General features: G+C 67.8%; 22 protein-coding genes. 9 read left to right on the top strand and 13 right to left on the bottom strand.

Annotated elements, in window-relative coordinates; all coding sequences use genetic code 11:
- Positions 1–28: 28 nt before the first annotated feature.
- The 8 genes from AC07PV_RS18745 to trpE all read right to left on the bottom strand — a co-directional run bounded on the left by AC07PV_RS18745 (position 29) and on the right by trpE (position 6,476).
- Positions 29–745 carry a uracil-DNA glycosylase gene (locus AC07PV_RS18745; RefSeq protein ID WP_494631025.1) on the bottom strand — a complete coding sequence of 239 codons (717 nt, stop codon included), beginning with the start codon at positions 743–745 and terminating at the stop codon, positions 29–31.
- Positions 746–813: 68 nt separating this feature from the next.
- Entirely contained in the window at positions 814–1,614 is an 801-nt protein-coding gene (gene trpC, locus AC07PV_RS18750; RefSeq protein ID WP_218385017.1) for an indole-3-glycerol phosphate synthase TrpC, read from the bottom strand.
- A gap of 182 nt (positions 1,615–1,796) precedes the next feature.
- Positions 1,797–2,828, bottom strand: a complete 1,032-nt coding sequence (gene trpD / locus AC07PV_RS18755; RefSeq protein WP_369643585.1) for an anthranilate phosphoribosyltransferase — start codon at positions 2,826–2,828, stop codon at positions 1,797–1,799.
- 41 nt (positions 2,829–2,869) lie between these two features.
- On the bottom strand, positions 2,870–3,541 hold the full coding sequence (locus AC07PV_RS18760; protein WP_494631026.1) for a LysE family translocator: 672 nt from the start codon (positions 3,539–3,541) through the stop codon (positions 2,870–2,872).
- A gap of 4 nt (positions 3,542–3,545) precedes the next feature.
- Positions 3,546–4,079, bottom strand: a complete 534-nt coding sequence (locus AC07PV_RS18765) for a DinB family protein (protein ID WP_494631028.1) — start codon at positions 4,077–4,079, stop codon at positions 3,546–3,548.
- On the bottom strand, positions 4,076–4,648 hold the full coding sequence (locus AC07PV_RS18770; RefSeq protein ID WP_218296793.1) for an aminodeoxychorismate/anthranilate synthase component II: 573 nt from the start codon (positions 4,646–4,648) through the stop codon (positions 4,076–4,078). The genes AC07PV_RS18765 and AC07PV_RS18770 overlap by 4 nt, the downstream gene beginning before the upstream one ends.
- Positions 4,645–4,980: a chorismate mutase gene (locus AC07PV_RS18775; protein WP_218296792.1), complete on the bottom strand. Its 336-nt coding sequence runs from the start codon at positions 4,978–4,980 to the stop codon at positions 4,645–4,647. Before AC07PV_RS18775 ends, AC07PV_RS18770 begins: the two co-directional genes overlap by 4 nt.
- The gene (gene trpE / locus AC07PV_RS18780; RefSeq protein WP_218296791.1) at positions 4,977–6,476 is read right to left on the bottom strand and encodes an anthranilate synthase component I; all 1,500 of its coding nucleotides are present in this window, start codon (positions 6,474–6,476) and stop codon (positions 4,977–4,979) included. Before trpE ends, AC07PV_RS18775 begins: the two co-directional genes overlap by 4 nt.
- Before the next feature lie 352 nt (positions 6,477–6,828).
- Here trpE and AC07PV_RS18785 point away from each other — a divergent pair, with 352 nt between their 5' ends.
- Together AC07PV_RS18785 and AC07PV_RS18790 are read left to right on the top strand one after the other, a co-directional pair.
- Positions 6,829–7,416: a chalcone isomerase family protein gene (locus tag AC07PV_RS18785; RefSeq protein ID WP_218341223.1), complete on the top strand. Its 588-nt coding sequence runs from the start codon at positions 6,829–6,831 to the stop codon at positions 7,414–7,416.
- 299 nt (positions 7,417–7,715) lie between these two features.
- The gene (locus AC07PV_RS18790) at positions 7,716–9,374 is read left to right on the top strand and encodes a methyl-accepting chemotaxis protein (RefSeq protein WP_494631029.1); all 1,659 of its coding nucleotides are present in this window, start codon (positions 7,716–7,718) and stop codon (positions 9,372–9,374) included.
- Here the strand turns inward: AC07PV_RS18790 and gph are convergent, their stop codons facing one another.
- The 3 genes from gph to AC07PV_RS18805 form a co-directional block, all read right to left on the bottom strand.
- The gene (gene gph / locus AC07PV_RS18795) at positions 9,375–10,082 is read right to left on the bottom strand and encodes a phosphoglycolate phosphatase (RefSeq protein ID WP_369643588.1); all 708 of its coding nucleotides are present in this window, start codon (positions 10,080–10,082) and stop codon (positions 9,375–9,377) included.
- Between the two features lie 240 nt (positions 10,083–10,322).
- Entirely contained in the window at positions 10,323–11,789 is a 1,467-nt protein-coding gene (locus AC07PV_RS18800) for a hypothetical protein (RefSeq protein WP_494631058.1), read from the bottom strand.
- A gap of 53 nt (positions 11,790–11,842) precedes the next feature.
- The gene (locus AC07PV_RS18805) at positions 11,843–13,195 is read right to left on the bottom strand and encodes an SPFH domain-containing protein (RefSeq protein WP_494631030.1); all 1,353 of its coding nucleotides are present in this window, start codon (positions 13,193–13,195) and stop codon (positions 11,843–11,845) included.
- Between the two features lie 230 nt (positions 13,196–13,425).
- Here AC07PV_RS18805 and AC07PV_RS18810 point away from each other — a divergent pair, with 230 nt between their 5' ends.
- On the top strand, positions 13,426–14,127 hold the full coding sequence (locus AC07PV_RS18810; protein ID WP_218296786.1) for a response regulator transcription factor: 702 nt from the start codon (positions 13,426–13,428) through the stop codon (positions 14,125–14,127).
- Positions 14,128–14,295: 168 nt separating this feature from the next.
- The gene (locus AC07PV_RS18815) at positions 14,296–16,437 is read left to right on the top strand and encodes a sensor histidine kinase (RefSeq protein WP_494631031.1); all 2,142 of its coding nucleotides are present in this window, start codon (positions 14,296–14,298) and stop codon (positions 16,435–16,437) included.
- A gap of 127 nt (positions 16,438–16,564) precedes the next feature.
- Here AC07PV_RS18815 and AC07PV_RS18820 read toward each other — a convergent pair whose 3' ends face one another.
- Positions 16,565–17,632: a DUF5666 domain-containing protein gene (locus AC07PV_RS18820; protein ID WP_494631032.1), complete on the bottom strand. Its 1,068-nt coding sequence runs from the start codon at positions 17,630–17,632 to the stop codon at positions 16,565–16,567.
- A 512-nt stretch (positions 17,633–18,144) separates the two neighbouring features.
- A complete protein-coding gene (locus tag AC07PV_RS18825) occupies positions 18,145–19,017 on the bottom strand; it encodes a DUF6502 family protein (RefSeq protein ID WP_255591589.1) in 873 nt (290 codons plus the stop codon).
- A gap of 216 nt (positions 19,018–19,233) precedes the next feature.
- Between AC07PV_RS18825 and AC07PV_RS18830 the strand changes: the two genes are divergently transcribed.
- The 5 genes from AC07PV_RS18830 to AC07PV_RS18850 are packed head-to-tail and all read left to right on the top strand — an operon-like array spanning position 19,234 to position 22,365.
- Positions 19,234–19,641 (top strand): type IV pilin protein, encoded by a 408-nt coding sequence (locus tag AC07PV_RS18830; protein ID WP_369643592.1) that lies wholly within the window; start codon positions 19,234–19,236, stop codon positions 19,639–19,641.
- 13 nt (positions 19,642–19,654) lie between these two features.
- Positions 19,655–20,143 carry a GspH/FimT family pseudopilin gene (locus AC07PV_RS18835; RefSeq protein WP_218341220.1) on the top strand — a complete coding sequence of 163 codons (489 nt, stop codon included), beginning with the start codon at positions 19,655–19,657 and terminating at the stop codon, positions 20,141–20,143.
- Positions 20,140–20,682: a type IV pilus modification protein PilV gene (gene pilV / locus AC07PV_RS18840; protein WP_218341219.1), complete on the top strand. Its 543-nt coding sequence runs from the start codon at positions 20,140–20,142 to the stop codon at positions 20,680–20,682. Before AC07PV_RS18835 ends, pilV begins: the two co-directional genes overlap by 4 nt.
- Positions 20,683–20,689: 7 nt before the next feature.
- Positions 20,690–21,790, top strand: a complete 1,101-nt coding sequence (locus tag AC07PV_RS18845; RefSeq protein ID WP_494631033.1) for a PilW family protein — start codon at positions 20,690–20,692, stop codon at positions 21,788–21,790.
- On the top strand, positions 21,787–22,365 hold the full coding sequence (locus tag AC07PV_RS18850) for a pilus assembly PilX family protein (protein WP_494631034.1): 579 nt from the start codon (positions 21,787–21,789) through the stop codon (positions 22,363–22,365). Before AC07PV_RS18845 ends, AC07PV_RS18850 begins: the two co-directional genes overlap by 4 nt.
- The last annotated feature ends 5 nt before the right edge of the window (positions 22,366–22,370 follow it).

Below are 22,370 nucleotides of genomic sequence, written 5' to 3' on the forward strand. Positions count from 1 at the left end.
GGGGGCGCAGCGCCGCCGCGCTGGCGCCTCAATACCCGTGCTGCGCCCGGAACGCGCGCGCCTTGCCGAAATGCCCGTTGCCGATGAACGGCACGGGCGGGCGCAGGGCGGACAGCGGCGAAGGGTGGTTGGACAGGAGCAGCAAGTGGCCTCGGTCCTGGGGGATCAGCGCGCGCTTGGATTGCGCGTGCGAGCCCCAGAGCATGAACACCACGGGCCGCTCGCCCTCGGCCACATGGCGGATGACCGCGTCGGTCAGGGCCTCCCAGCCCTTGCCGGCATGGCTGGCGGGCTGGCCCTCTTCCACCGTGAGGCCGGTGTTGAGCAACAGCACGCCGTTCTTCGCCCACTTGACCAGGCTGCCCCCCGGGTTCGGAAACGGCGGGAAAGCCACGCCCAGGTCGCGCTGCATTTCCTTGAAGATGTTTTGCAGCGAGGGCGGCAGGCGCACGCCCGGCGCCACCGAGAACGCGAGCCCCTCGGCCTGGCCGCGCCCGTGGTAGGGGTCCTGGCCCAGGATGACCACGCGCACCTCGTCCGGCGGCGTGAGTTCCAGCGCCCGCAGCGGGCGGGGCGGGAAGATCACCGCGCCCGCATCGAGCCGCGACTGCAGAAAGGCAAGCAGCGACTGGCCGCGCACACCGGCAAAGAAGTCATCGACCAGCGGCTGCCAGCCGGGGGCCACCGGCCAGTCAGCCGGGTCAGCGCTTTGCAGCTGGGTGGGGTTTGCAGCGGCGTCATTCATGGTAAAAAGTGCCTCTACCGCTTGATGGACAAGCGCAATAAGCTATCAAATAAGGAGCAAACGCAGAATCAGGCGAACAGCTTCGCCAGCGCTTCGCCCGGCTCCGGCGCGCGCATGAACGCCTCGCCCACCAAAAACGCGTGAACGCCGGCATCGCGCATGCGCTTCACATCGTCGGGCTTCAGGATGCCCGACTCGGTGACCAGCAGCCGGTCGGCCGGCACGTCCTTGAGCAGGCCCAGGGTGGTGTCCAGCGTCACCTCGAAGGTGCGCAGGTTGCGGTTGTTGATGCCCACCAGCGGCGTCTTGAGCCTGAGCGCGCGCTGCAGCTCGGCGCCGTCGTGCACCTCCACCAGCACCGCCATGTCCAGGCTGCGCGCGATGGCTTCGAAGTCGGCCATCTGGGCGTCGTCCAGGCTGGCCGCGATCAGCAAGATGGCATCCGCCCCCATCGCCCGGGACTCGTAGATCTGGTACGCATCGACCATGAAGTCCTTGCGCAGCACCGGCAGCTGGCAGCTGGCACGCGCTTGCTTGAGGTAATCCACGCTGCCCTGGAAGAACTGCTTGTCCGTCAGCACCGACAGGCAGGCGGCGCTCACCTTGCCGTCGCCATCGGCATAGCTTTGCGCGATGTCGGCGGGGATGAAGTCGGCGCGCAGCACGCCCTTGCTGGGGCTGGCCTTCTTGACCTCGGCGATCACCGCCGCCTGGCCCTTGGCGATCTTGGCGCGCAGGGCTCCTTCGAAGTCGCGCGTGAGCACACGGCTCTCGGCATCGGCACGGATGGCGTCGAGGGGCGTGCGCTTCTTGGCAGCGGCCACTTCTTCGTGCTTGACGGCCACGATCTTGTTGAGGATGTCGCTCATGGGAAACCTGCCTTTTCAACCCCGGCGGGGTCGCGATTGAACGTTGAAACATGGCGCGAGCGCAACGCCCGCGCGGCCCAAAGCGGAGGACACCGCAGCGCTGGCCTTGCCAGGCTGCGGGTGTCGCCCCCCTTTCCGCAGGAGAAGGGGGAAAGCGGCACTGCCGCTCAGGGGGTTGATCTTCATGCAGCCAGCGCATGCGTGCGCGTGACCATCTGCTCGAGCTTGGCCAGCGCCGCGCCCGAGGCGATGGCGGCCCGTGCCTTTTCAAGCCCTGCGGGAACCGAGTCGACCACATTGGCCGCATACAGCGCCACGCCCGCGTTCAGGCAGACGATGTCCTGCGCGGCGCCCGGCTCGCCCTTGAGCACGCCGATCAGCATCTCGCGCGACTGTTCGGGGGATTCGACCTTCAAGGCGCGGTTGCTGGACATGGCCAGGCCGAAGTCCTCGGGGTGGATTTCGTACTCGGTGATCTGGCCGTTTTTCAGCTCGCCCACCAGCGTGGCCGCGCCCAGGCTGACTTCGTCCATGCCGTCGCGGCCGTAGACCACCATGGCGTGTTCGGCGCCCAGGCGCTGCAGCGCGCGCACCTGGATGCCCACGAGGTCGGGGTGGAACACGCCCATCAGGATGTTGGGCGCGCCGGCCGGGTTGGTCAGCGGGCCCAGGATGTTGAAGATGGTGCGCACGCCCAGCTCCTTGCGCACCGGGGCCACGTTCTTCATGGCCGGGTGGTGGTTGGGCGCGAACATGAAGCCGATACCGACCTCTGCGATGCACTGCGCGATCTGCTCGGGCTTGAGGTTGATGTGGATGCCCAGGGCCTCCATCACGTCCGCGCTGCCGCTCTTGCTGGACACGCCGCGCCCGCCGTGCTTGCTGACCTTGGCGCCCGCCGCTGCCGCCACGAACATGGAGCAGGTGGAGATATTGAAGGTGTTGGCGCCGTCGCCGCCGGTGCCCACGATGTCCACCAGGTGCTTGCTGTCGGGCACATGGACCTTGGTGGAGAACTCGCGCATCACCTGCGCGGCGGCCGTGATCTCGCCGATGGTTTCCTTCTTCACGCGCAGGCCGGTGACGATGGCCGCCGTCATGACGGGCGAGAGCTCGCCGCTCATGATCATGCGCATCAGGTGCAGCATCTCGTCGTGGAAGATTTCGCGGTGCTCGATGGTGCGCTGCAGCGCTTCCTGGGGGGTGATGGACATGGTGTCTCCAGTGTCTTTTCGACGGTATCTGTCTGTCTAGTTCAATGCGTGGGTTGATCGGTGAAGGCCAGTTTCAGGCCGAAGCCGATGAACATGGCGCCCGCCACGCGGTCCAGCCAGTGCATGCCGCGCTGCACCGCGCCCATGCGGCGCGCCATCCAGCCCGCGGCCAGCGCCCAGCCCGTGTTGACGGGAATCGCGTTCACGTTGAACAGCACGCCCAGCAGCACGAAGGCCAGCGCCTTGTTCTCGGTGCCGGGCGTGATGAACTGCGGCACGAATGCCAGGAAGAAGATGGCGACCTTGGGGTTGAGCACGTTGGTCCAGAAGCCGCCCATGAAAATCTTGGACAGCGGCGTGGCAGCACCGGACGATGCCCCCGCCTGCGCCACCGCGATGGCCGCCGCGCTGCCACCGTCACCCGAGGGCTTGGACAGCAGCATGCGCACGCCCATCCACATGAGGTAGGCCGCGCCCACCCACTTGAGCACGGTGAACGCCGTGGCCGAAGTGGCCAGCAGCGCGCCCACGCCCACGGCGGCCGCGAAGATGTGCACGAAGCACCCGGCCGTGATGCCAAGGCCGGCGACGATGCCCGCGCGGGTGCCGGACTTGAGCGCGTTGGACACGATGTAGAGCACGTCCGGGCCGGGCGTGAGGTTCAGCAGCCAGCCGGCCGCGATGAACATGAGCAGTTGGTGGCTGTCGGGCATGGTGTTACGACCAGCGTCGCTCCGGTTGCAGGCGGTGCAGGAAGGTGGTGAGCGAGTCGCGCGGCAGCGGCACCGCATGCCCCGCCAGGATGCGGCCGGCCGCGCCCCGGTGGTAGGTGCCGTGGACCACGACGTGGTTCAGGATCTCGGCCCGCGTCATGGTGCCGGTGTCGCCGTCGGTGAAGCGGAACTGCACGGGCTCGGCCAGCTGGTCCGCGCCGAGGCCGCCGGCGTACTGCAGGTACCAGTCGTCCGACGCGCGCACGGCTTCGCGCAGGGCGGGCAGTGCGGGCGTCTCTTCGGTGTTGGTGGCCGCGTAGGCGGTCTGCGGCAGGCCCTGCAGGTGGCTCGCGAAGATGCGGTCCACCACGTAGGTGTGGTTCAGGATGCGCACGAAGAGCCGGCGGTCGCCTTCGGGCAATACCGCCTGTGACGCCTCGCCCAGCGCGAGCAACTCTTCATTGGCCCAGCGCTTGTACTGGAACAGCTGGGCGAGCGAGCCCGAGGAAGCTGCTGCAGCATCGGCCGGCGCCGTCATGCGCGCTGCTCCAGAAAGTTCTTCAGCATCGCGTGACCGTGTTCGGTGAGGATGCTTTCGGGGTGGAACTGCACGCCCTGGATGGCCAGCTCCTTGTGGCGCACGCCCATGATCTCGCCGTCATCCGTCCAGGCCGTGACCTGCAGCACGTCGGGGCACGCGGCGCGATCGATGGCCAGCGAGTGGTAGCGGTTCACGGTGAATTTTTCGGGCAGGCCCGCGAACACGCCCTGCTGTGTGGTGGTGATGACGCTGGTCTTGCCGTGCATCAGCTCCTGCGCGCGGACGATGGTGCCGCCGAAGGCCGCGCCGATGCTCTGGTGGCCCAGGCACACGCCCAGGATGGGCAGCTTGCCCGCGAAGTGCTGGATCGCCGCCACCGAGATGCCGGCCTCGGCGGGCGAGCACGGGCCGGGCGAGATCACCAGGCGGTCGGGCGCGCGCGCCGCAATGCCTTCAAGCGTGATTTCATCGTTGCGGAACACCTCGACCTCGGCACCCAGCTCGCCGAAGTACTGCACGATGTTGTAGGTGAAGCTGTCGTAGTTGTCGACCATCAAGAGTTTCATGCGGCGCTCCCGGCAGAGGCGGATTCGCGCAGGCGGGCGAACTCGCGGTGTTCATAGGCAATGCAGGCTTCCATGAGGCTGCGGTAGATGGCTTCCATCACGTCGGCATCGCCGCCTTCGGCCAGCGCCTGCTCGCGCACGCGGTCCACGATGGCCTGTATGCGCGCCTCATCGCGCACCTGCGTGGCGTCTTGCTTGATGCGCGCGGCCTGCGTCATGTAGCCCACGCGCTCCACCAGCAGGGGCACCAGCACGTCGTCCAGCCTGTTCACCTCGCGGCGCACGTCCGGCATGGCGGCGCAGGATTTGACTTTGTCGATGGCGCGGGTCATTCGAGGCCCTCCTCGACCAGCTCCGCCGCGCGCAGCAGCGCACGGGCCTTGTGCTCGGTTTCCTTCCATTCCAGCTCGGGCACCGAGTCGGCCACCACGCCGGCGGCCGCCTGCACGTAGAGCGTGCCGTTCTTCACGATGCCGGTGCGGATGGCGATGGCCACGTCCATGTCGCCGGCGTAGCTCAGGTAGCCGCAGGCGCCGCCGTACAGGCCGCGCTTGGTGGGTTCGAGCTGGTCGATGATTTCCATCGCATGCACCTTGGGCGCGCCGGTGAGCGTGCCGGCCGGGAAGGTGGCCTTGAGCACGTCGATGGCCGTCATGCCGTCGTTGAGGATGCCTTCCACGTTGCTCACGATGTGCATCACGTGGCTGTAGCGCTCGATGGCGAAGGCCTCGGTCACCTTCACCGTGCCGGTCTTGGCGATGCGGCCGATGTCGTTGCGCGCCAGGTCGATCAGCATCACATGCTCGGCGCGCTCCTTGGGGTCGTTGATGAGCTCGACCTCGGCGGCCTTGTCCTTCTCCAGCGTGGCGCCACGGGGGCGCGTGCCGGCCAGGGGGCGGATGGTGACCTTCTGGCCGTCGGGCGTGTTCTCCTGGCGCACCAGGATCTCGGGGCTCGCACCCACCACGTGGAAGTCGCCGAAGTCGTAGAAGTACATGTACGGCGACGGGTTCAGCGAGCGCAGCGCGCGGTACAGCGACAGGGGGCTTTCGGTGTAGCGCTTGTGGATGCGCTGGCCCACCTGCACCTGCATGAAGTCACCCGCGGCGATCAGTTCCTTGGCGCGGTCCACGGCGGCGAGGTAGTCGGCCTTGGAGAAGTCGCGCTGCGCGGGGTGGCTCTCGGTGGGCTTGACGATGGGCGCGCTCACCGAATACTTGAGCTGGTCCTTCAGGTCGCGCAGGCGCTTCTTGGCCTTGGCGTAGGCCTCGGGCTGGGCCGGGTCGGCGTAGACGATGAGGTAGAGCTTGCCCGACAGGTTGTCGATGACGGCGAGTTCCTCGCACTGCAGCAGCAGGATGTCGGGGCAGCCCAGCGTGTCGGGCGGGCAGGTGTCTTCGAGCTTCTTTTCGATGTAGCGCACCGCGTCGTAGCCGAAGTAGCCGGCCAGGCCGCCGCAAAAGCGCGGAAGGCCGGGGCGCAGGGCCACCTTGAAGCGCTTCTGGTACGCCTCGATGAAGTCGAGCGGGTTGCCCGCTGCGGACTCCACCACCTCGCCGTTGGTCACCACCTCGGTCTTGGCGCTGGCGCCAAAACCGCTGGCGCGCAGCAGCGTGCGCGCGGGCAGGCCGATGAAGCTGTAGCGCCCGAAGCGCTCGCCGCCCACCACGGATTCGAGCAGGAAGCTGTGCTTGCCGCCGTCCTTGCTGTGGGCCAGCTTCAGGTACAGGGAGAGAGGGGTTTCCAGGTCCGCAAAGGCTTCCGCCATGAGCGGAATGCGGTTGTAGCCTTCGCCGGCCAGGCTTTTGAATTCAAGTTCTGTGATCACGGGGAGAGCTCCCAGCTGTGGCAGCGCGTGTCCCCCGGGCAATAAAAGGGGGCGCTGCGGTCCATTCAATCGGCCCCGGTAGGGCCACGGGTGCACGCTGGGGCGATTGCCCAGGTGCCATCAGGCGTTCAAGGAGACAGGCTGACGCCAGGGCCAGGCTCCCCGGTCGCTGCAACCTGTGATGAACACGTGGTGAATGAACATGGCCCAAAGTGTAGCAAAGGTTCCCGGCCGCCCCGGTTTTGACACACCGCAACGCCGCGCCGCGCAACCACTCGAAAACCCTGTTGCGGCAAAAAGCAGGTGCAGCAACAATTTGAAACGAACGACCGTTCTTTTTTAGGAGTTGCGCATGAAGTTCCTCCAGCGATGCGCCGCAGCGGCAGCGTTGTGCCTGCTGACGGCCGGTGCCATTGCCCAGACCATCACCGTGGCCGACGTCAAGTACGAAGAAACCACCAGCCTGAGCGGCAGCAGCCTGCAGCTCAATGGGGCGGGCGTGCGCTACAAGGCGGTCTTCAAGGTCTACACGGCCGGCCTGTATCTCGAAAAGAAAGCCCACACGCCGCAGGACATTGCCGCGCTCAAGGGCCCCAAGCGCATGAGCATCACCATGCTGCGCGAGATCGACTCCACCGAGCTGGGCAAGCTCTTCTCGCGCGGCATGGAGGACAACATGGACCGCGCGGCGTTCTCCAAGCTGATTCCCGGCGTGCTGCGCATGAGCCAGATCTTCTCGGACCACAAGAAGCTGCAGGCAGGCGACCAGTTCATGATCGACTGGATACCCGGCACCGGCACGGTGATCACGGTCAAGGGCAAGCCGCAGGGCGAGCCTTTCAAGGAGCCGGAATTCTTCAACGCGCTGCTGGGCATCTGGCTGGGCAACACACCGGCCGACTGGAAGCTCAAGGATGCCTTGCTCGGCAAGCCCGCATAGCCGCCCGCGCCGGTTGCGCGTCCCGGGACACCGCCGCTACGGGCAAACCCCCATGAAAGCATGCCTGCGGCTGTCACCCGCCCGACAGCGGCGGGCCGCACCGGGGCGTAACCTTTGATCCAGGGAATTCAGGGCCTTCGACGCAACCTGCACCGCATGCCCCTGCGGCGCCACCCGCGCCATGTGATGCCACGCACAGCCCGGCCCGGGCGCCCTGCGCCACCCGCATGCGCCACGGCCCTTGCCACCCCAGAGCCCCACCCCCGCCCCCAGACACCTTTTTTGCGCCCGCCCTCACCATGAAATTCAGCAACCTTTCCGTCGGCCTGCGCCTGGGCGCATCCTTTGGGGCCATCCTGCTCATCACCGCCCTCATCGCAGCCACCGGCATATGGCGCATCGCCAGCCTGCAGAACGCCAGCGAGCGTGTCGCCACGCAGGAGATCGAGCAACAGATGCTGGTGGAAGACTGGGCCTCCGACATCCGCCTGAACTGGGTCCGCACGGAGGCATTCCTCAAGGCCATCGACCGCGACTACATGGACAAGCTCGCCGCGGACACCCAGGCCACGGCCAAGGGCATGGATGCCAAGGTCCAGCGCATCGAGGCGCTGGTGCAGGGCGAGCCTGGCCGCGCACTGCTGGCCGCCATTGCCACGGCGCGCGCGGCCTACAACGACAAGCAGGCCGAGATCCGCGAACTGCACCGGGGCGGCGAGCCGAACGTGCCCGCCCTGGTGGACAAGGACCTTCGCCCGCTGGCCGACAAATACCTGAAGTCACTGGACGACCTGCGCACGGCCATGGCCACGCAACTGGCTGAAAGCCAGGCCGACACCGGTACCCTTGCCAAGGCCAGCCAGGCACTTCTGGGCGTGGGCACTCTGGTGGCGGTAGCGCTGGGGGCCCTGCTGGCCTGGACGGTCACGCGCTCGATCGTCCGGCCCGTGCAGCGGGGCAAGCAGGCGGCGGAGAGCATTGCCAGCGGCGACCTCACGCACGCCATCGAAGCCCATGGCGGCGACGAGACAGGCCAGCTGCTCCAGGCGCTGTCCACCATGCAATCGCGCCTGGCCACCATCGTGGGCAATGTGCGCCACAGCGCCGAAGGCGTGGCCACCGCCAGTGCCGAAATCGCCTCGGGCAACAACGACCTGTCGGCCCGCACCGAGCAGCAGGCCTCGGCGCTGCAGCAGACGGCCGCCTCGATGGAACAGCTGGGCTCCACGGTGCGCCAGAACGCGGACAACGCGCGCCAGGCCAACCAGCTGGCGATGAGCGCCTCCACCGTCGCCCAGCAGGGCGGCGACGTGGTGGCCGAGGTGGTGGACACCATGAAGGGCATCAACGACAGCAGCCGCAAGATCGCCGACATCATCAGCGTGATCGACGGCATCGCGTTCCAGACCAACATCCTGGCGCTCAACGCGGCGGTGGAGGCGGCCCGCGCGGGCGAGCAGGGCCGGGGCTTCGCGGTGGTGGCCGGCGAGGTGCGCAGCCTGGCCGGGCGCTCGGCGCAGGCCGCCAAGGAAATCAAGGCCCTGATCGGCACCAGCGTGGAGCGCGTGGAACAGGGCACCGCGCTGGTGGACAAGGCGGGCGCCACGATGGCCGAGGTGGTCGGGGCCATCCGCCGCGTGACGGACATCATGGGCGAGATCAGCGCGGCCAGCAGCGAGCAGAGCCAGGGCGTGTCGCAGGTGGGCGAGGCGGTCACGCAGATGGACCAGGCCACGCAGCAGAACGCGGCGCTGGTGGAGCAAAGCGCCGCAGCGGCCGACAGCCTCAAGACCCAGGCAGGCCAGCTGGTCGATGCCGTGGCCGTGTTCCGGCTGGGCAGCGACGCTGGTGCTGGCGCGCCAGCGCATGCGGCACTCGTCACCACGGCACCACCGGCCCGTACAGCCGGCAGCGCACGGGTGCTGACAACGGCTGCGCAGCGCCGTATCGCGGCCTGATCAGCCCGCGAACGCGCTCAGCGCATCCGCGAAACCATCGGCATCCACCGCCCGCGCGGGCTGGCCGTGGTTGTAGCCGTAGGTCACCAGCACCACGGGGCAGCCGGCGGCGCGCGCGGCCTGCGCATCGTTGCTGGAATCGCCGACCATCAGCGTGCGCGCGGGCGCGGTGCCCAGGGCCTCGCAGGTCTTGACGAGGGGCAGCGGATCGGGCTTCTTGCGCGCGAAGCTGTCGCCACCGAACACCTGCGAAAAGTAGCCGTCGAGCCCCTTGGCCTTCAGCAAGGGCACGGCGAAATCCAGGGGCTTGTTGGTCAGGCAGGCCAGGCGCAGGCCCGCGGCCTGCAGCGCCTGCAGGCCGGCCACCACGCCGGGGTACACCTGCGCATACTGGCCGTTGATGGCCAGGTAGTGCTTCTGGTAGCTGGCCCAGGCGGCGGGGTACAGCGATTCGACCTGCGCCGCATCGGCCGGCTGGCCCTCGGATGCCAGCACATGGGCCAGCACCGACCGCAGCAGGTGCTCCGAGCCTTTGCCCACCATGCGCTCGATGGAGGGTGCCTCGATGGGTGGCAGCGCCAGTTCGCGCAGCATGCGGTTGAGCGCCTCGGCAAAGTCCCCGAGCGTGTCCACCATGGTGCCGTCCAGGTCCACGATGGCGGCGTCCACGCGGGACAACAGGGCGGACAGGGGCGAGGGTGTGGACATGCGAAAAACCTTGCAGTGCAGACGAGGAAAGGCCGGGCATCTTGCCCGGCCTGCCTGGATTTTAAAGGGCCCATCTTCGTCGCACATCGCGACCGCCATGCATGGCCATTGCCCCGTGAAACTGGCGCGGCCAAAACCAGTGCTCCCGCGCAAGGGCCGCCCCGCCGCGCTGGGAGCGTCCCCGCCCAGATTGCGAAACAATCTGAGAGAGGGGGAAGGCGCGAAGCGACTCAGGGGTGCTCATCTCAAGCTCAGTGTCTGGCGCTTCCAGGCCGGGTCCTGCCAGCGCTGGAACAGAGGCAGCGCGGCCACGTCACCCGTCACGCGCTCGGTGGCCAGGCCTTCCAGGCGCACGATCTCGAAGCTCTTGCGGTAGCGGCCCTGGCCCCGGGCCTCGCGCGCCACCAGCATCTGCTGGCCGCCGGGCACCCAGCCAGCCCACTCGGCCACGCCGGTTTCGGGCGCCGTGGCGGCGGGGGGCAGCACGTCGACCAGCCAGCCCTCGGCGGTCTTGCGCATCACCCACAGCTCGCGCCAGCCTTCCAGCGGCTGCACGGCCAGGGCCACGGCCGTGCCCTCGCGGTTCACGCTGGCCGAGGCAGCCCAGACCACGCCGTAGGTGCAGCGGCGCAGCAGCGGGGTCTTCACGCCCCTGTGGGCATCGACCAGCAGCACGCAGGTCTCGCCGGGCGCACCGGGCTCGGTCACGATGCCCGGGCGGCTGCCCTGGGCCACCGGCAGGCTGGCGGGCACCAGGGCCCAGCGCACGGCGCCCACGCGCATGGCGGCATCGTTGTAGGCCGGCTGGTCCTCGTCGGGCAGGTCGTTCCTGCTCACACCGGAGAACTCGGCCAGGGCGCGGGCCGCAGCAGCGGCCACGGCCGGGCCGACGGCATCCTTGCGCGCCTGCTGGAAGGCCAGGGCACTCCACACACTGGCACGGCGCACCTGGATGCGGTTGCGCACATAGGAGGGCAGGCCGGCCACGTCCACGCGTTCGAGCACATCGGACTGCCATTCCTGCACGCGGGCACGCTCGTGCGGCGGCAGGTCGGGGTTCACGCACTCGGGGCGGGTGAGGGCCAGGGCGGCGCGGGCGCGCTGCTCGGCATCGGCCACGGGCATGGCCATCACGCGGCGAAAGGCCTCGCCGTCGTAGCAGACCTGCATGCGGCCTTCGACCTCGTAGGTCGTGAAGCGCACGCCGTAGCCGTTGGCCACGTCCAGGTGGGCCGACAGCGTGGCGCCCGAGGCCTTGCCCGGCACGGCGGCCGAGGCGCGGCGCGCCAGCCGGTCGGCCAGCGTGCCCAGTGCGTCGAAGGCCTGGGCGCCCTGCTCACCGGCCAGCGCACTGGCGGGCGCGGCCTGCAGGTAGGCGGCCGTGATGCCGATGCCCAGCGCCTCGGCGCCCGGGCTGTCGCGCACGAAGCGCAGCACCGACAGCAGGGCCGGGCCCTGGGCCTCATCGAGCGCCACGCGGCGCACGTCGCTGGCGCGGATGAAGCCGCCGCGTTCGCGCTTGTGGTCCCAGACCTGCAGGTAGTCGAGGCGCTCGCCGCGCACTTCGAGCACCTCGCCCTGCCACAGGGCGGACTGCTGCTGGGCCGAGTCGCGCGGGGCGGCGCGCAGGCTGGCCTGGTCCTGCACGACGATGGCGCTGCCGAATGCGCTGGCGGGCGCGGGGGGCACTGCGGCGGTGGCGAGCATCGCGGCGGCAGAGGCGATGGCTGCGACGAGCGTGAGGGTGGTGCGGTCCATGTTCATTGCTCCGTGGCGGGGGTCGTGGCGGTGTCGTCGGCACCGGCGGCAGCCTGCGCGGCCACGGCCTGGGCATTGCGGTTGCCGCCCAGCAGCGCGGCACCGATGAAATCGCCATTGGTCGGCGGGGGCGCGATGATGACCTGGATCTTGTCCGACAGCTTGTCGGCCAGCGTCTTCTGGATCAGCAACGGGTGGCGCGTGACCAGGGCGCCTTCGCGCGCCATCTGCTCGGCGTTGACCTTGCCGATGCGGTCCATGCGGTAGGCCTCGGCCTCGGCCAGCTTCTGGCGCGCATCGGCCTCGCCGTTGGCTTCGATGCGGCGCGCCTGCGCGCTGCCCTCCGCGGCCTTGATGCGCGAGACCTTCTCGGCCTCGGCCTCCAGCTGGCGCTGCTCGATCTGGCGCTGCTTGAAGGGCAGCACGTGCTTCATGGCCTCTTCCTGGGCGCGGGCGGCGATCACCTGCTCGCGGGCGGCGGCTTCGGCGGCCACCTCGCGGCGCACCTTGTCGGCGCTGGCGTCGAGCTCGGTCTCCTTCACGCGCTTGTCCTTGAGCTCCAGCGTGTAGCGCATCTTCTCGGACGCCAGCTCCTCGGCCAGCAGGCTGTCCATGCCACGGCGGTATTCGGCGGGCAGGTCCACCTTGCCGATCTGCACATGGCGCAGCAGCACGCCTTCGGCGGCCAGGCGGGTGCGCAGTTCGGCTTCAATGGTCTGCGCGATTTCGGCGCGCTTGGACGAGAAAATCTCGCGCACCGTGTAGCGGGCAAACACCCTGTAGACCAAGCCCTGCACGGCAGGCGCCACGATGTCGGCGTCCACGTCATCGGGCAGGCGGCCGGCCCGGACGGCGTCGGAGGCGGGATCGAGCGCGTAGCGCACGCTCAGGTCGAGCCCGAACGACAGGCCTTCCACCGATTGCAGGGGTGCGCTGCCGTTGGCCTGGCGCATGGCTTCAGGGCGATAGCTCTGGTCCCGCAAGGAGAAGATGCGCACACTGTGCAGGCCCGGCACCACCCACATGCTGCCGTCGCGCCACTGGCTCACCGAACCGGTGAACTGGTTCATGCGGACCGCCAGCTCGCCCTGGCCCAGTTGCTGCACCGGTGGGTGGCGCACCACCAGGGCACCGGCGGCCACCACCACGGCTGCGGCCGCCATCCAGCGCGCCGTGCTGGCCGTGGGCAGCAGGTAGGCCCAGTGGATGCGCCCTTCGGCCGCGGATGCTGGCGTGGGGGCGTCGGCTTCCACAGGTGCCGCAGCTTGCGGCCCTTCGGCACGGGCGTCCAGCGGGTGGGCGGCGGCGTTGCGGCCACGCAGGGCTTGCACGATGCGGCTCCAGGCGGTTCTCATGGTGTTTCTCTCTCTTGGGTGGTGAATTTGTTGTCTGCTTCTGAGCGGCCCAACCGGGCTGCTCATTGGGGACTGATTCTTCGGATTCACCCCGGAAGCAACAATGCAGCGCAGCCCCCAAAGCCCTCACGCCCGCCGCGCAAACCCTCCGGGCCCGGAAGAAACCTTCACACCGGGCAAGCCAGGCGCCCCGGATAATCCACGCACCCCCACCCACTCCGCGCCCCACCATGACCCGCATCGCCGTGATCGAAGACGACCTGCCCACCAGCAACCAGCTGGCGGGCTGGATTGCGAGCGCGAAAAACGGCATCGTGATCGACCAGTGGTTCACGCGCGACGACGCCGAAGCCGCCCTGGCGCGCGAGCACTACGACGCCGTGGTGCTCGACATCGAACTGGGCCGCGAGCGCCATGCGGGCGTGGCGCTCATCAACGCCATCAACAAGCGCCGCCAGGGCACGCCGGTACTGGTGGTGTCGGCCATGCCCGCCGCCATCTACCGCAGCATCATGAAGGCGCTGGACGCGTGGGACTACCTGCAGAAGACCACGTTCGAGGAGGCCGACTTCATCGAGACCTTCCTCGACATCCTGCGCACCACGCAGGCCCCGGCGAACGCCGCCACGTCCTTGTCCGCGCCGGCGCCGGATGCGCTGGTGCTGGACCCGCTGTGGCAGCGCACCCCCACCTGGCGCGGCGAGCGCATCAACCTGCCGCTGACGGCCCAGCGCATCCTGGCCACGCTGCACCAGCGCAGCGGCGAGGTCGTGTCGTACGACGAGCTGTTCGAGGTGGTCAAGAGCGGGCGCAACCGGGACAACGTGCGCAAGCATGTGAGCACCATCCGCGAAGCCCTGCGCGAGGTGGACCCCGCCTTCGAAGGCATTGAAAACGTGCCCATGCGGGGCTTTCGCTGGGTAGGCAAGTGAGGCATCCCCCTGAGCGGCTTCGCCGCTTCCCCCTTCTCTCGAACGGCTGCGCCATTCAGGAAGGGGGACGCCGCCAGTGCGGCGGGGCGGCCCTTGCACGGCGGCCCTGGCCTGGGCCGCGCCGGGTTCAGACGCCGTGTGCAGTGCTTTCACGCAGGGGGACCTGAAATGAAACGCCTGCTGCGCCCCACGCTCGACATCCCCAAGCTGGAAATGCCCCGCCTGGGCCTGCCCGCCTTCCGGCTGCGGATTCTGGTGCGCGGTGTGTTTGTGCTGCTGGCGCTGGCCACCGTCGCGCTGAGCGTGGTGCTGCTCAAGGAAGAAAAGGAGCGTGGCTGGCAAAGCTACCGGCACGGCTTCGCGCGCAGCCAGTCCGAGGTCATGGCCCGCCTGCGCCACCCCTCGGGGCAGCTGGCCCTGCTCAACGCGGGCAGCCGGGGTTCGGCCCCGGCACCGCTCGCACCCTTGCTGCTGCCCTATGCGGCGCTGGACTTCGACGACCAGAACAAGGCCCAGCAGGCGGTGGAGATGGCAGGCTGCGCGGTGCAGTACCCCGACGGCGCGTCGGTCTGCGCGGCCATCGGCAACAACCCGTATGCCGGGGGCTTCATCTATCTGGTGGGCAGCTTCTACGCGGGCGCGCTGGTGCCGCGCGAACGTGGTGCCCTGGACCTGCAGGCGGTGCACCGCGCCCGCGTCACGCTGGACATGCGCGGCGCCACATCCCGCTGGGTCGCGCCCTTTGAAGCACTGCCCCCCCAGGGCACGATCAGCACCCGGGGCCGCCTGACGGGTTTCGTGGACGGTGGCGAGGAATCCCTGGACGCACGTGCCCGGCCGGTGCGGGATTTTCGCGGCTGGCTCTGGCAGAACGGCCAGTGCCGGGACCTCGCGGGCGCCGCGCCCGATTGCCTGCGCCGCACCTTCTATTCCATCCGCCTTCCCGTGGAGCTGTTCCGCGAAGCGCTGTTTGACAAGCAGCGCCTGGTCTGGCCGCCACAGGATCTGGGCAGCATGCGCTTGCGCGTGGAAATGCTGGCGCCCGGTGCGGTTGCGCCCCTGTTCGACAGCAATGCCCCCGGAGCCCAGGCCGCCGCATCGCTGGCCGACGTGGCGCGCACCCTGCTGCCTGGCGAACAGGTACAGATCCGCAAGCTGGGCACGAGCGACAGCGAAGCGATCACGCTCAAGGGCTCCGAGGTGCAGGCAGATCCGTCGGCGCCCTGGCTGCTGCGCCTCATCAGCTGGCTGCCGCTGGAGTGGCAGGCCGCTGGCGACAACAGGACGCAGCCCGTACCGGCGGGCCTCGACATTCTGGACACTCCGGCGGGCAACTATGCCGTGACCTTCACCGGCAACCTGCGCGGCGTGGAGCAGGGGCTTGCGGCCGTGGCCACCCGGGTGTCGTGGTACCTGGGCGCGATGCTCGCGGCCATCGCACTGGCCTGGCTGGTGGTGGAAGTGGGCCTCATCCGCCGCGTGACCGCCCTCACCCGCCGCGCGGCAGCGGTTTCGTACAACGTGCAGGAGGGGCACATCGGCCCGCGCCTGGGCGACCTCGACGTATCGGACCTGCGTGGGTCGGACGAACTGGGCATTCTGGCCGGAGGCCTGGCCGACCTTCTGCAGCGCGTGAAGGACGACATCCAGCGCGAACAGTTGCGCGCCCAGCAGGAGCGCGACATGTGGCATGCCGTGGGGCACGAGATCATGTCCCCCTTGCAGTCGCTCATGGTGCTGCACGGCGGCGCAAGCGACCCGGGCCACCGCTACATCCAGCGCATGCAGCAGGCGGTGCACGTGCTCTATGGCACTGCATCCCCGGCGGAGGCCTTGCAGGCGGCGGACGTGCCGCAGGGGCGGCTGGACCTGGACGCCTTCCTGCGCCATGTGGCCGGCAACGCGCACTTTGCCGGTATCGACCAGGTGGTCTATGAAGGCGGCGCGGGGCCTGTCATCGTGCGGGCGGACGAGTTTGCGCTGGAGGACGTGGTGACCCACATCCTGCGCAACGCCGACCGCTACCGCCCGGCGGGCACGGCGATCACGCTGACGCTGGCGGCCTCCGAATCCACCGCCAGCGCCACGCTGCACAACCAGGGCGCCACTATCGACGAGGATCTGCTGGAGCGCATTTTCGAGCTGGGCGTCTCCGACCCCAGCCTGCCCATGCCGGAGGGCGAGACCGGGCACCGGGGCCAGGGTCTGTTCGTGGCCAAGACCTACATGGCCAAGATGGGCGGCGCAGTCAACGCGCGCAATACGGCCGATGGCGTGGCCTTCGTCCTGACCTTTCAGCGCCTGGGCTGACGCCTTCGCCCCACGCGCAACGGGGGGCAGCGGGGTTGCACCGGCCACCGCGCACCACGTTCCCGCGGCTGCGCCACAGCGCGTTGCGAGACGCCTGCGCCGCACCCGGTCCGAGGCCTCCAGGGCATCATTCGAATTGAACTTCGGTGGCCTGAAGTACCCCGGAAACCACCTGGCGGCCTCGCACCGTCACGCGAACGCCATTGCGCAAACCCTTCGCCGTCCCGTTGGCGAACACCACGCCCTCACCGGAGGCATTCACGGGCTGTCCGTTCACACGGAAGTCATGGATGGACCGATACTGCCCAATGGCACCGATCAGCTCAAAGGTGGCAGGCCCGCCCGCCCCCGGCACATGGCGAATGCGCGCCCGCTGGGCCACCAGCACACCGCCGGCCATCGTTCCGGCGACTTCGAGCTTGACGCCATTTCCAATGGCCGTGGCGGGCCCGCCCGTGATGAGCGCGGACGCGGCATTCACCCGCGTTCCGTACAGCGAGAACTCGGCATTCAGATGACTGAAGTTCGACACGATGCCCAGCAGGTTGGCCGCGAAGCTCCCCGCCGTGGGCAAGGTGTGGCCTCGCCGGATCTGTTGAGCGTTCAGCACGCCATCAACGGGCGGCGCCATGGCCCGCACGTACACCACCATGCCATTGGCCAATGCAGTGCCGAGCAACGTGCCCTTGAAAGACGCGGCCGCGTAGCTCACCAGATGGCCGCCCAGCCGGAAGGTCCTGGAAGCACCATCAAGCTGTTCAATGGCACCCGCCATGATCAACGGCATGCCCGGGTCCTTGCGTTCGACCCGGCTCGCACGCCACCGGCCATCCCCCACTGGCAGCGCATAGATCTGCAAGGTGGTGCCCACCGCCACCGAGGACAGTCCCGCCAGGCCGTCGTACACCGTGGTTGTATCCACCGCAATCCGGTTCCCCCAGATTTCGAATTCGCCCGCGGCCACGTTCAGCGCCGTGACCGGCCCCCGGAACTCGGGGACCGAAAGCACGCTGGTCGCGACCCCCGTCGCCAGGTCTGGCCGAATGGAGCCGCTGATCAACGCGGTCATCCCCAGGCGCAACGCGTCCGAATCCTCTGTCGTGATCTGCGCAGTGTCGGTGGCAAATCGCACGCCATTGACAATCACGCTGCCAAAACCGTCCGCAACGCCGATGCCCACGGCGGAAGCCGTCACCCCCGTGCCTCCGGAGCCCACGCCGCCCGCGTCCCCTGGGGCGGCAGCAACACCATCTCCCACCCCATCGCCTGTGCCTGTGCCTGTGCCTGTGCCTGTGCCTGTGCCTGTGCCTGTGCCTGTGCCTGTGCCTGTGCCTGTGCCTGTGCCCGTGCCCGTGCCCGTGCCCGTGCCCGTGCCCGTGCCCGTGCCTGTGCCTGTGCCTGTGCCTGTGCCTGTGCCTGTGCCCGTGCCCGTGCCCGTGCCCGTGCCCGTGCCTGTGCCTGTGCCTGTGCCTGTGCCTGTGCCTGTGCCTGTGCCCGTGCCTGTGCCTGTGCCCGTGCCTGTGCCCGTGCCGGCATCAGTGCCCGAACCCGAACCTGTGCCGGCATCAGTGCCTGGGCCCGAGACTCCACCGCCTCCCACTCCTGCGGGCGCAGTGCCCTCCTGCGACCCACCGCCACAAGCTGCCAAGGCGAGCCACAGAGTCAGCAAGACTGACCGAATCAACACATTCATGGGATATCTCACTGTTATTCTTTCAACGGATCAGATGCTCTCGGCTGGCCGGCCCCTTGGAGAGGCACCACGGGCGCCTCGATGCCGTGGGGCCGATCCCGTTCGTCCTCGTAGTAGGCGTAGATCCCGACACGCATGCGCCCCGCCCCCTGCCCGTCGCTCTGTTCCACGGCGTCCGTCATCTCCCGCACGAGCAGATGGTGGGTCGCCTCCCAGTGCTGGCGTGCGACCTGATGTATGCGCTCGCAGTCCTCCAGTGTCAAGCCGGAGGCATAGACCGCGCGCTCCAGCATGCGGGGCTGCTGGCCCAGCGTGTTGGATACCGCGGCCTGCAGATGGTCTCGCACGTTGTCTCCCAGGAAGGCGAGCATGTCGCGCACGCTGGCGGTGGGCAAAAAGCTGTCCCCCAGCAAGTGGACCTCACCGTCCGAGAGAGCGACCAGGTTCAGCCTCAGCAACTCTTCCAGCACGGTGCGGTGGTGGACATTGCCACGGGTCGCGAACCGGGACAGCAGTTCGAAGGAATGGCCCTTCCCAGAATCCGCCAAGGGCAATGTGCGCTGCGATTCGTCTTCCGAGACCACCTGGAGCCAGGCCGTGTAGGCCTTCGCCGCCGCAGAACCCTCGGTGGCAGGCAACACGGAGCGCGTGTCGCGCACCCGGGCTGTCACGTCCTTGCGATTGAGCCCGGTCGTGGTGGCCAACTGGCTGAGATTGGGTTTCGCCCCATCCTTCGCGAGCCATAGATTCCTGGCCTCGTCGACCAAGAGGTCGCGCAGCACCTCTTCGAGCTGCGGATGCTTCAGACCCATCGCCAGGGCCAGACGCACCGCTGGCCGCAGGATGCGTGCCAGGGCGGCTTGGGTCCAGGAAATTCGATCTTGCATGAATGTTCGGAATAACCCGCGATTTTCCGCGAATTTCGCGGCATTTGCCATGCTGCCCAAGGCGCCACGGACTCACCTTCCAACGCGGTTGTCTGCTGTCGCTCCATCGACCACGACACCGCCTCCAGCCCACCTCCGTGCAACATTTTGCAATAGAATGAATGTGATAATTTCACATTTCATCGCAACACCGCAGCTTGGCAGAGGAGAACCGACATGGATCGGAACAAGGGGTTTACCCTGATAGAGCTGATGATCACAGTGGCTGTGATCAGCATCCTGGCTGCCGTCGCCTATCCCTCTTACCAGGAGCACGTGCGCAAATCACGCCGTGCAGAAGCGCAATCGGTACTCATGAACATCGGCACCCGGCAGCAACAAATGCTCCTGGACACGCGCAGTTACGCGGCGACGGCGGCCGCCCTGAACGTCGCGGTTCCTCCTCAGGTCACCGCCAACTACACCATCACTGTCAGTGCACCGGCCAGCACCCCTCCTTCCTTCACCGCCACAGCGACACCCCAGGGCAGCCAATTGAACGACAAGTGCGGCACCCTGGGCGTGGACCACACGGGAGCAAAGACCGCCGTGAAAAACGGAAACGCCCAGACGGGCTGCTGGTAGGGGAAGACGCGCCATGCATACCCTCAGACACCGCCCGGCCGCCGGGTTCACGCTCATTGAGCTGATGGTCACCGTAGCCCTGCTGGCGGTGGTGGTGTCCTTGGCGGCCCCTTCCTTTCGCAACTTGCTGGAAATGCAGCGCATGCGTGCCGCGGCCTTCGACCTCATGGCGGACCTGACACTGGCCCGCAACGAAGCCCTCAAGCGCGGCCAGCTTGCCACCCCGGTCACGCTTCGCCCCACTTCAGGCGATGCCTCCCACTGGGAGTCCGGCTGGAGCGTGATGGTGGGCACAGAGGTCGTGAGCCGCAAAAACCCCGTCGGCAACGGCGTGACTTTCACCGGACCAGCGCTTGTCACATTCGATCGCAACGGTCGCGTCTCCAGTTCCACCACCGTGGCCCGTTTCGCCCTGATGAACAGCGATGCCAATCGCAGCCGCTGCATTTCACTCGATCCCTCGGGTCGCCCCAAGAGCGCCACCACCGCTTGCCCGCCATGAAGTCCTCTTCCTCTCCCCAGCAAGGTGTCGCGTTGATCGAGGCGCTGATTGCCATGCTGATCGTTGCATTTGGCGTACTGGGTTTTGTTGGCCTGCAGGCCCGCACCACCGTGGCCAATCTCGAGGGATATCAGCGATCACAGGCACTCATCCTGGTCAATGACATGGCCGAGCGCATGAAATTGAACCGTGGTGATGCGGTGGCCTATGTAGGCAGCAGCATCGGCACGGCGGCGCCAGGCGATTGCACCAATGCGGCCCTCACGACCGCGCAGCGGGATATGTGTGAATGGGCCACGACCATCCAAGGGGCAGGGGAGGTGCAGGGCGGCACCAAGGTGGGCGCCATGCTGAACGCACGCGGCTGCATCACCAATCCGGCAACCAACCAGTACTTGATCTCCGTGGCATGGCAAGGCCTGCAGCCCAGCGGGTCTCCCGCAAACGCCTGTGGCCAGAACGCGTACAGCAGCGAGGACACCCGCCGCGTCGTTTCCGTCGTGATGCAGGTGGCCCAGCTCACGGATCCCGCACCCTGAACCGCCCATGAAACCTACATTCGCAGCCTCGCACACGCCGTCTGCACGCCTGCGCCAGCGCCAGCGCGGATTTTCGCTCGTGGAGCTGATGGTGGGCCTTGCCATCGGCCTGGTGCTGGTCGCGGGGCTGGCTCTGCTGTTCGCCAACAGCAGCCAGTCGGGGAACGAACTCGAAAAAAGCATCCGGCAGATTGAAAACGGCCGCTATGCGGAGGAGCTGCTGCACGACGATCTCGCCCTTGCGGGCTTCTACGGCGAGGTGCCGGCGGACTTCCTGGGCTATACCACCCCCGACGTCTGCGCGACTGCGCTGCCCGACCTGGGCTGGGACAAAACCGTTCCATCAGACCCCAAGGTACCGCTGCCCCTCATGGGCCTGACAGCGGCACAGGCTCAAGCCTTGCCGGCGACATGCATCACAAACCACAAGGCTGGAACCATCGCGTTTGCAATCCATCGGCTGGGGGCCGATCTCGTGGCGCCCGCAGCCAAGGTTGCCAATGCGCCCTACGTGCAGACATCCCGATGTGTCACCGATCCTGTGGCCGACCCCTTCCTCGTGTCCGCAACCTCGGGGGATTTCACCCTCAGGAACTTGCAGTGCAATGGCATCAACCCGGTCCGGCAATACGTTTCCCGCATCTACTACATCGCCGACTGCAACGAGTGCGGTAGCGACACGACGCCCACACTCAAGATGGCGGAGCTGCGTGGGACCCAGATGGTGACCGTGCCGCTGGCCGAGGGGATCGAGAATCTCGTCCTCGAGTATGGTTTCGACACCACCGATCCCGCCGATGCGGACCCCGCAACCGATGCCAGCAAAGGCGGCCCTGATGTGTTTCGCCCCGGGCTGAGCGGGGTCGTGGGCGCCCGCGACAACGACTGGGCCAACGTCGTTGCCGTGCGTCTTCATCTGCTCTCCAGGACCACGGAAAAGTCTCCGGGCTACAGCGACAGCGGCAAGACCTATGTCATGGGCCCCTCCAGCATCTCCGGAGACGGCAGCGGCTTCAAGCGCCGCGTGTACACCACCACGGTGCGCCTTACCAACGTGGCAGGTCTGCGCGAGGTTTCTCCCCCCGCCACGCCAGCGTCATCACCATGAACACCCATACCACCCAGCGTGGCGCCACCTTGGTGGTCGCCCTGATCTTCCTGGTGCTGATGAGCCTGTTTGCCATCAGCGCGTTCAACAGTTCGTCCGGAAATTTGCGCATCATCGGCAATACGCAGGCGCGCCAGGAAGGGCTTTCCGCAGCACAGATGGCGGTGGAGAAAACCATCAGCGCGTCCACCTTCCATACCAACCCCGACGGGGTGGCTGCCTCGCCGGTTCTGGTCGACATGGATGGCAACGGGACAACGGACTACTCCGCGGTGCTTTCGCCAAGACCCCAGTGCACGCGCGCCAAACCCATCCTTGCCGGCGACCTTCCCCCGGCGCCGAAGACGCCAACCACCATCGATGTCTACGCGCCCTGCCGTGCCGCTCCCAAGCAGGGGGGAACGTTCGTGGACCTGGAAACACCGATCGCCGGCGCAGACCCTGAAAGCTGCGCCAACAGCGAGTGGAATGTCAGGGCGCAAGTCAGCGATCCACAGACTCAAACCAAGGTCGCCGTCAACCAGGGCGTCGCCGTCGTGGTCTTCGGCAACGAAGTATCCAGTTTCTGCAAGTAGCCACA

The organism is Acidovorax sp. GW821-FHT09A11, from assembly GCF_059418365.1.

Bases quoted from the DNA above. Each gene is read 5' to 3' on its own strand.
- AC07PV_RS18745 (WP_494631025.1), bottom strand. From the start codon at position 745: ATGAATGACGCCGCTGCAAACCCCACCCAGCTGCAAAGCGCTGACCCG.
- trpC (WP_218385017.1), bottom strand. From the start codon at position 1,614: ATGAGCGACATCCTCAACAAGATCGTGGCCGTCAAGCACGAAGAAGTG.
- trpD (WP_369643585.1), bottom strand. From the start codon at position 2,828: ATGTCCATCACCCCCCAGGAAGCGCTGCAGCGCACCATCGAGCACCGC.
- AC07PV_RS18760 (WP_494631026.1), bottom strand. From the start codon at position 3,541: ATGCCCGACAGCCACCAACTGCTCATGTTCATCGCGGCCGGCTGGCTG.
- AC07PV_RS18765 (WP_494631028.1), bottom strand. From the start codon at position 4,079: ATGACGGCGCCGGCCGATGCTGCAGCAGCTTCCTCGGGCTCGCTCGCC.
- AC07PV_RS18770 (WP_218296793.1), bottom strand. From the start codon at position 4,648: ATGAAACTCTTGATGGTCGACAACTACGACAGCTTCACCTACAACATC.
- AC07PV_RS18775 (WP_218296792.1), bottom strand. From the start codon at position 4,980: ATGACCCGCGCCATCGACAAAGTCAAATCCTGCGCCGCCATGCCGGAC.
- AC07PV_RS18785 (WP_218341223.1), top strand. From the start codon at position 6,829: ATGAAGTTCCTCCAGCGATGCGCCGCAGCGGCAGCGTTGTGCCTGCTG.
- AC07PV_RS18790 (WP_494631029.1), top strand. From the start codon at position 7,716: ATGAAATTCAGCAACCTTTCCGTCGGCCTGCGCCTGGGCGCATCCTTT.
- gph (WP_369643588.1), bottom strand. From the start codon at position 10,082: ATGTCCACACCCTCGCCCCTGTCCGCCCTGTTGTCCCGCGTGGACGCC.
- AC07PV_RS18800 (WP_494631058.1), bottom strand. From the start codon at position 11,789: ATGCTCGCCACCGCCGCAGTGCCCCCCGCGCCCGCCAGCGCATTCGGC.
- AC07PV_RS18805 (WP_494631030.1), bottom strand. From the start codon at position 13,195: ATGAGAACCGCCTGGAGCCGCATCGTGCAAGCCCTGCGTGGCCGCAAC.
- AC07PV_RS18810 (WP_218296786.1), top strand. From the start codon at position 13,426: ATGACCCGCATCGCCGTGATCGAAGACGACCTGCCCACCAGCAACCAG.
- AC07PV_RS18815 (WP_494631031.1), top strand. From the start codon at position 14,296: ATGAAACGCCTGCTGCGCCCCACGCTCGACATCCCCAAGCTGGAAATG.
- AC07PV_RS18825 (WP_255591589.1), bottom strand. From the start codon at position 19,017: ATGCAAGATCGAATTTCCTGGACCCAAGCCGCCCTGGCACGCATCCTG.
- AC07PV_RS18830 (WP_369643592.1), top strand. From the start codon at position 19,234: ATGGATCGGAACAAGGGGTTTACCCTGATAGAGCTGATGATCACAGTG.
- AC07PV_RS18835 (WP_218341220.1), top strand. From the start codon at position 19,655: ATGCATACCCTCAGACACCGCCCGGCCGCCGGGTTCACGCTCATTGAG.
- pilV (WP_218341219.1), top strand. From the start codon at position 20,140: ATGAAGTCCTCTTCCTCTCCCCAGCAAGGTGTCGCGTTGATCGAGGCG.
- AC07PV_RS18845 (WP_494631033.1), top strand. From the start codon at position 20,690: ATGAAACCTACATTCGCAGCCTCGCACACGCCGTCTGCACGCCTGCGC.
- AC07PV_RS18850 (WP_494631034.1), top strand. From the start codon at position 21,787: ATGAACACCCATACCACCCAGCGTGGCGCCACCTTGGTGGTCGCCCTG.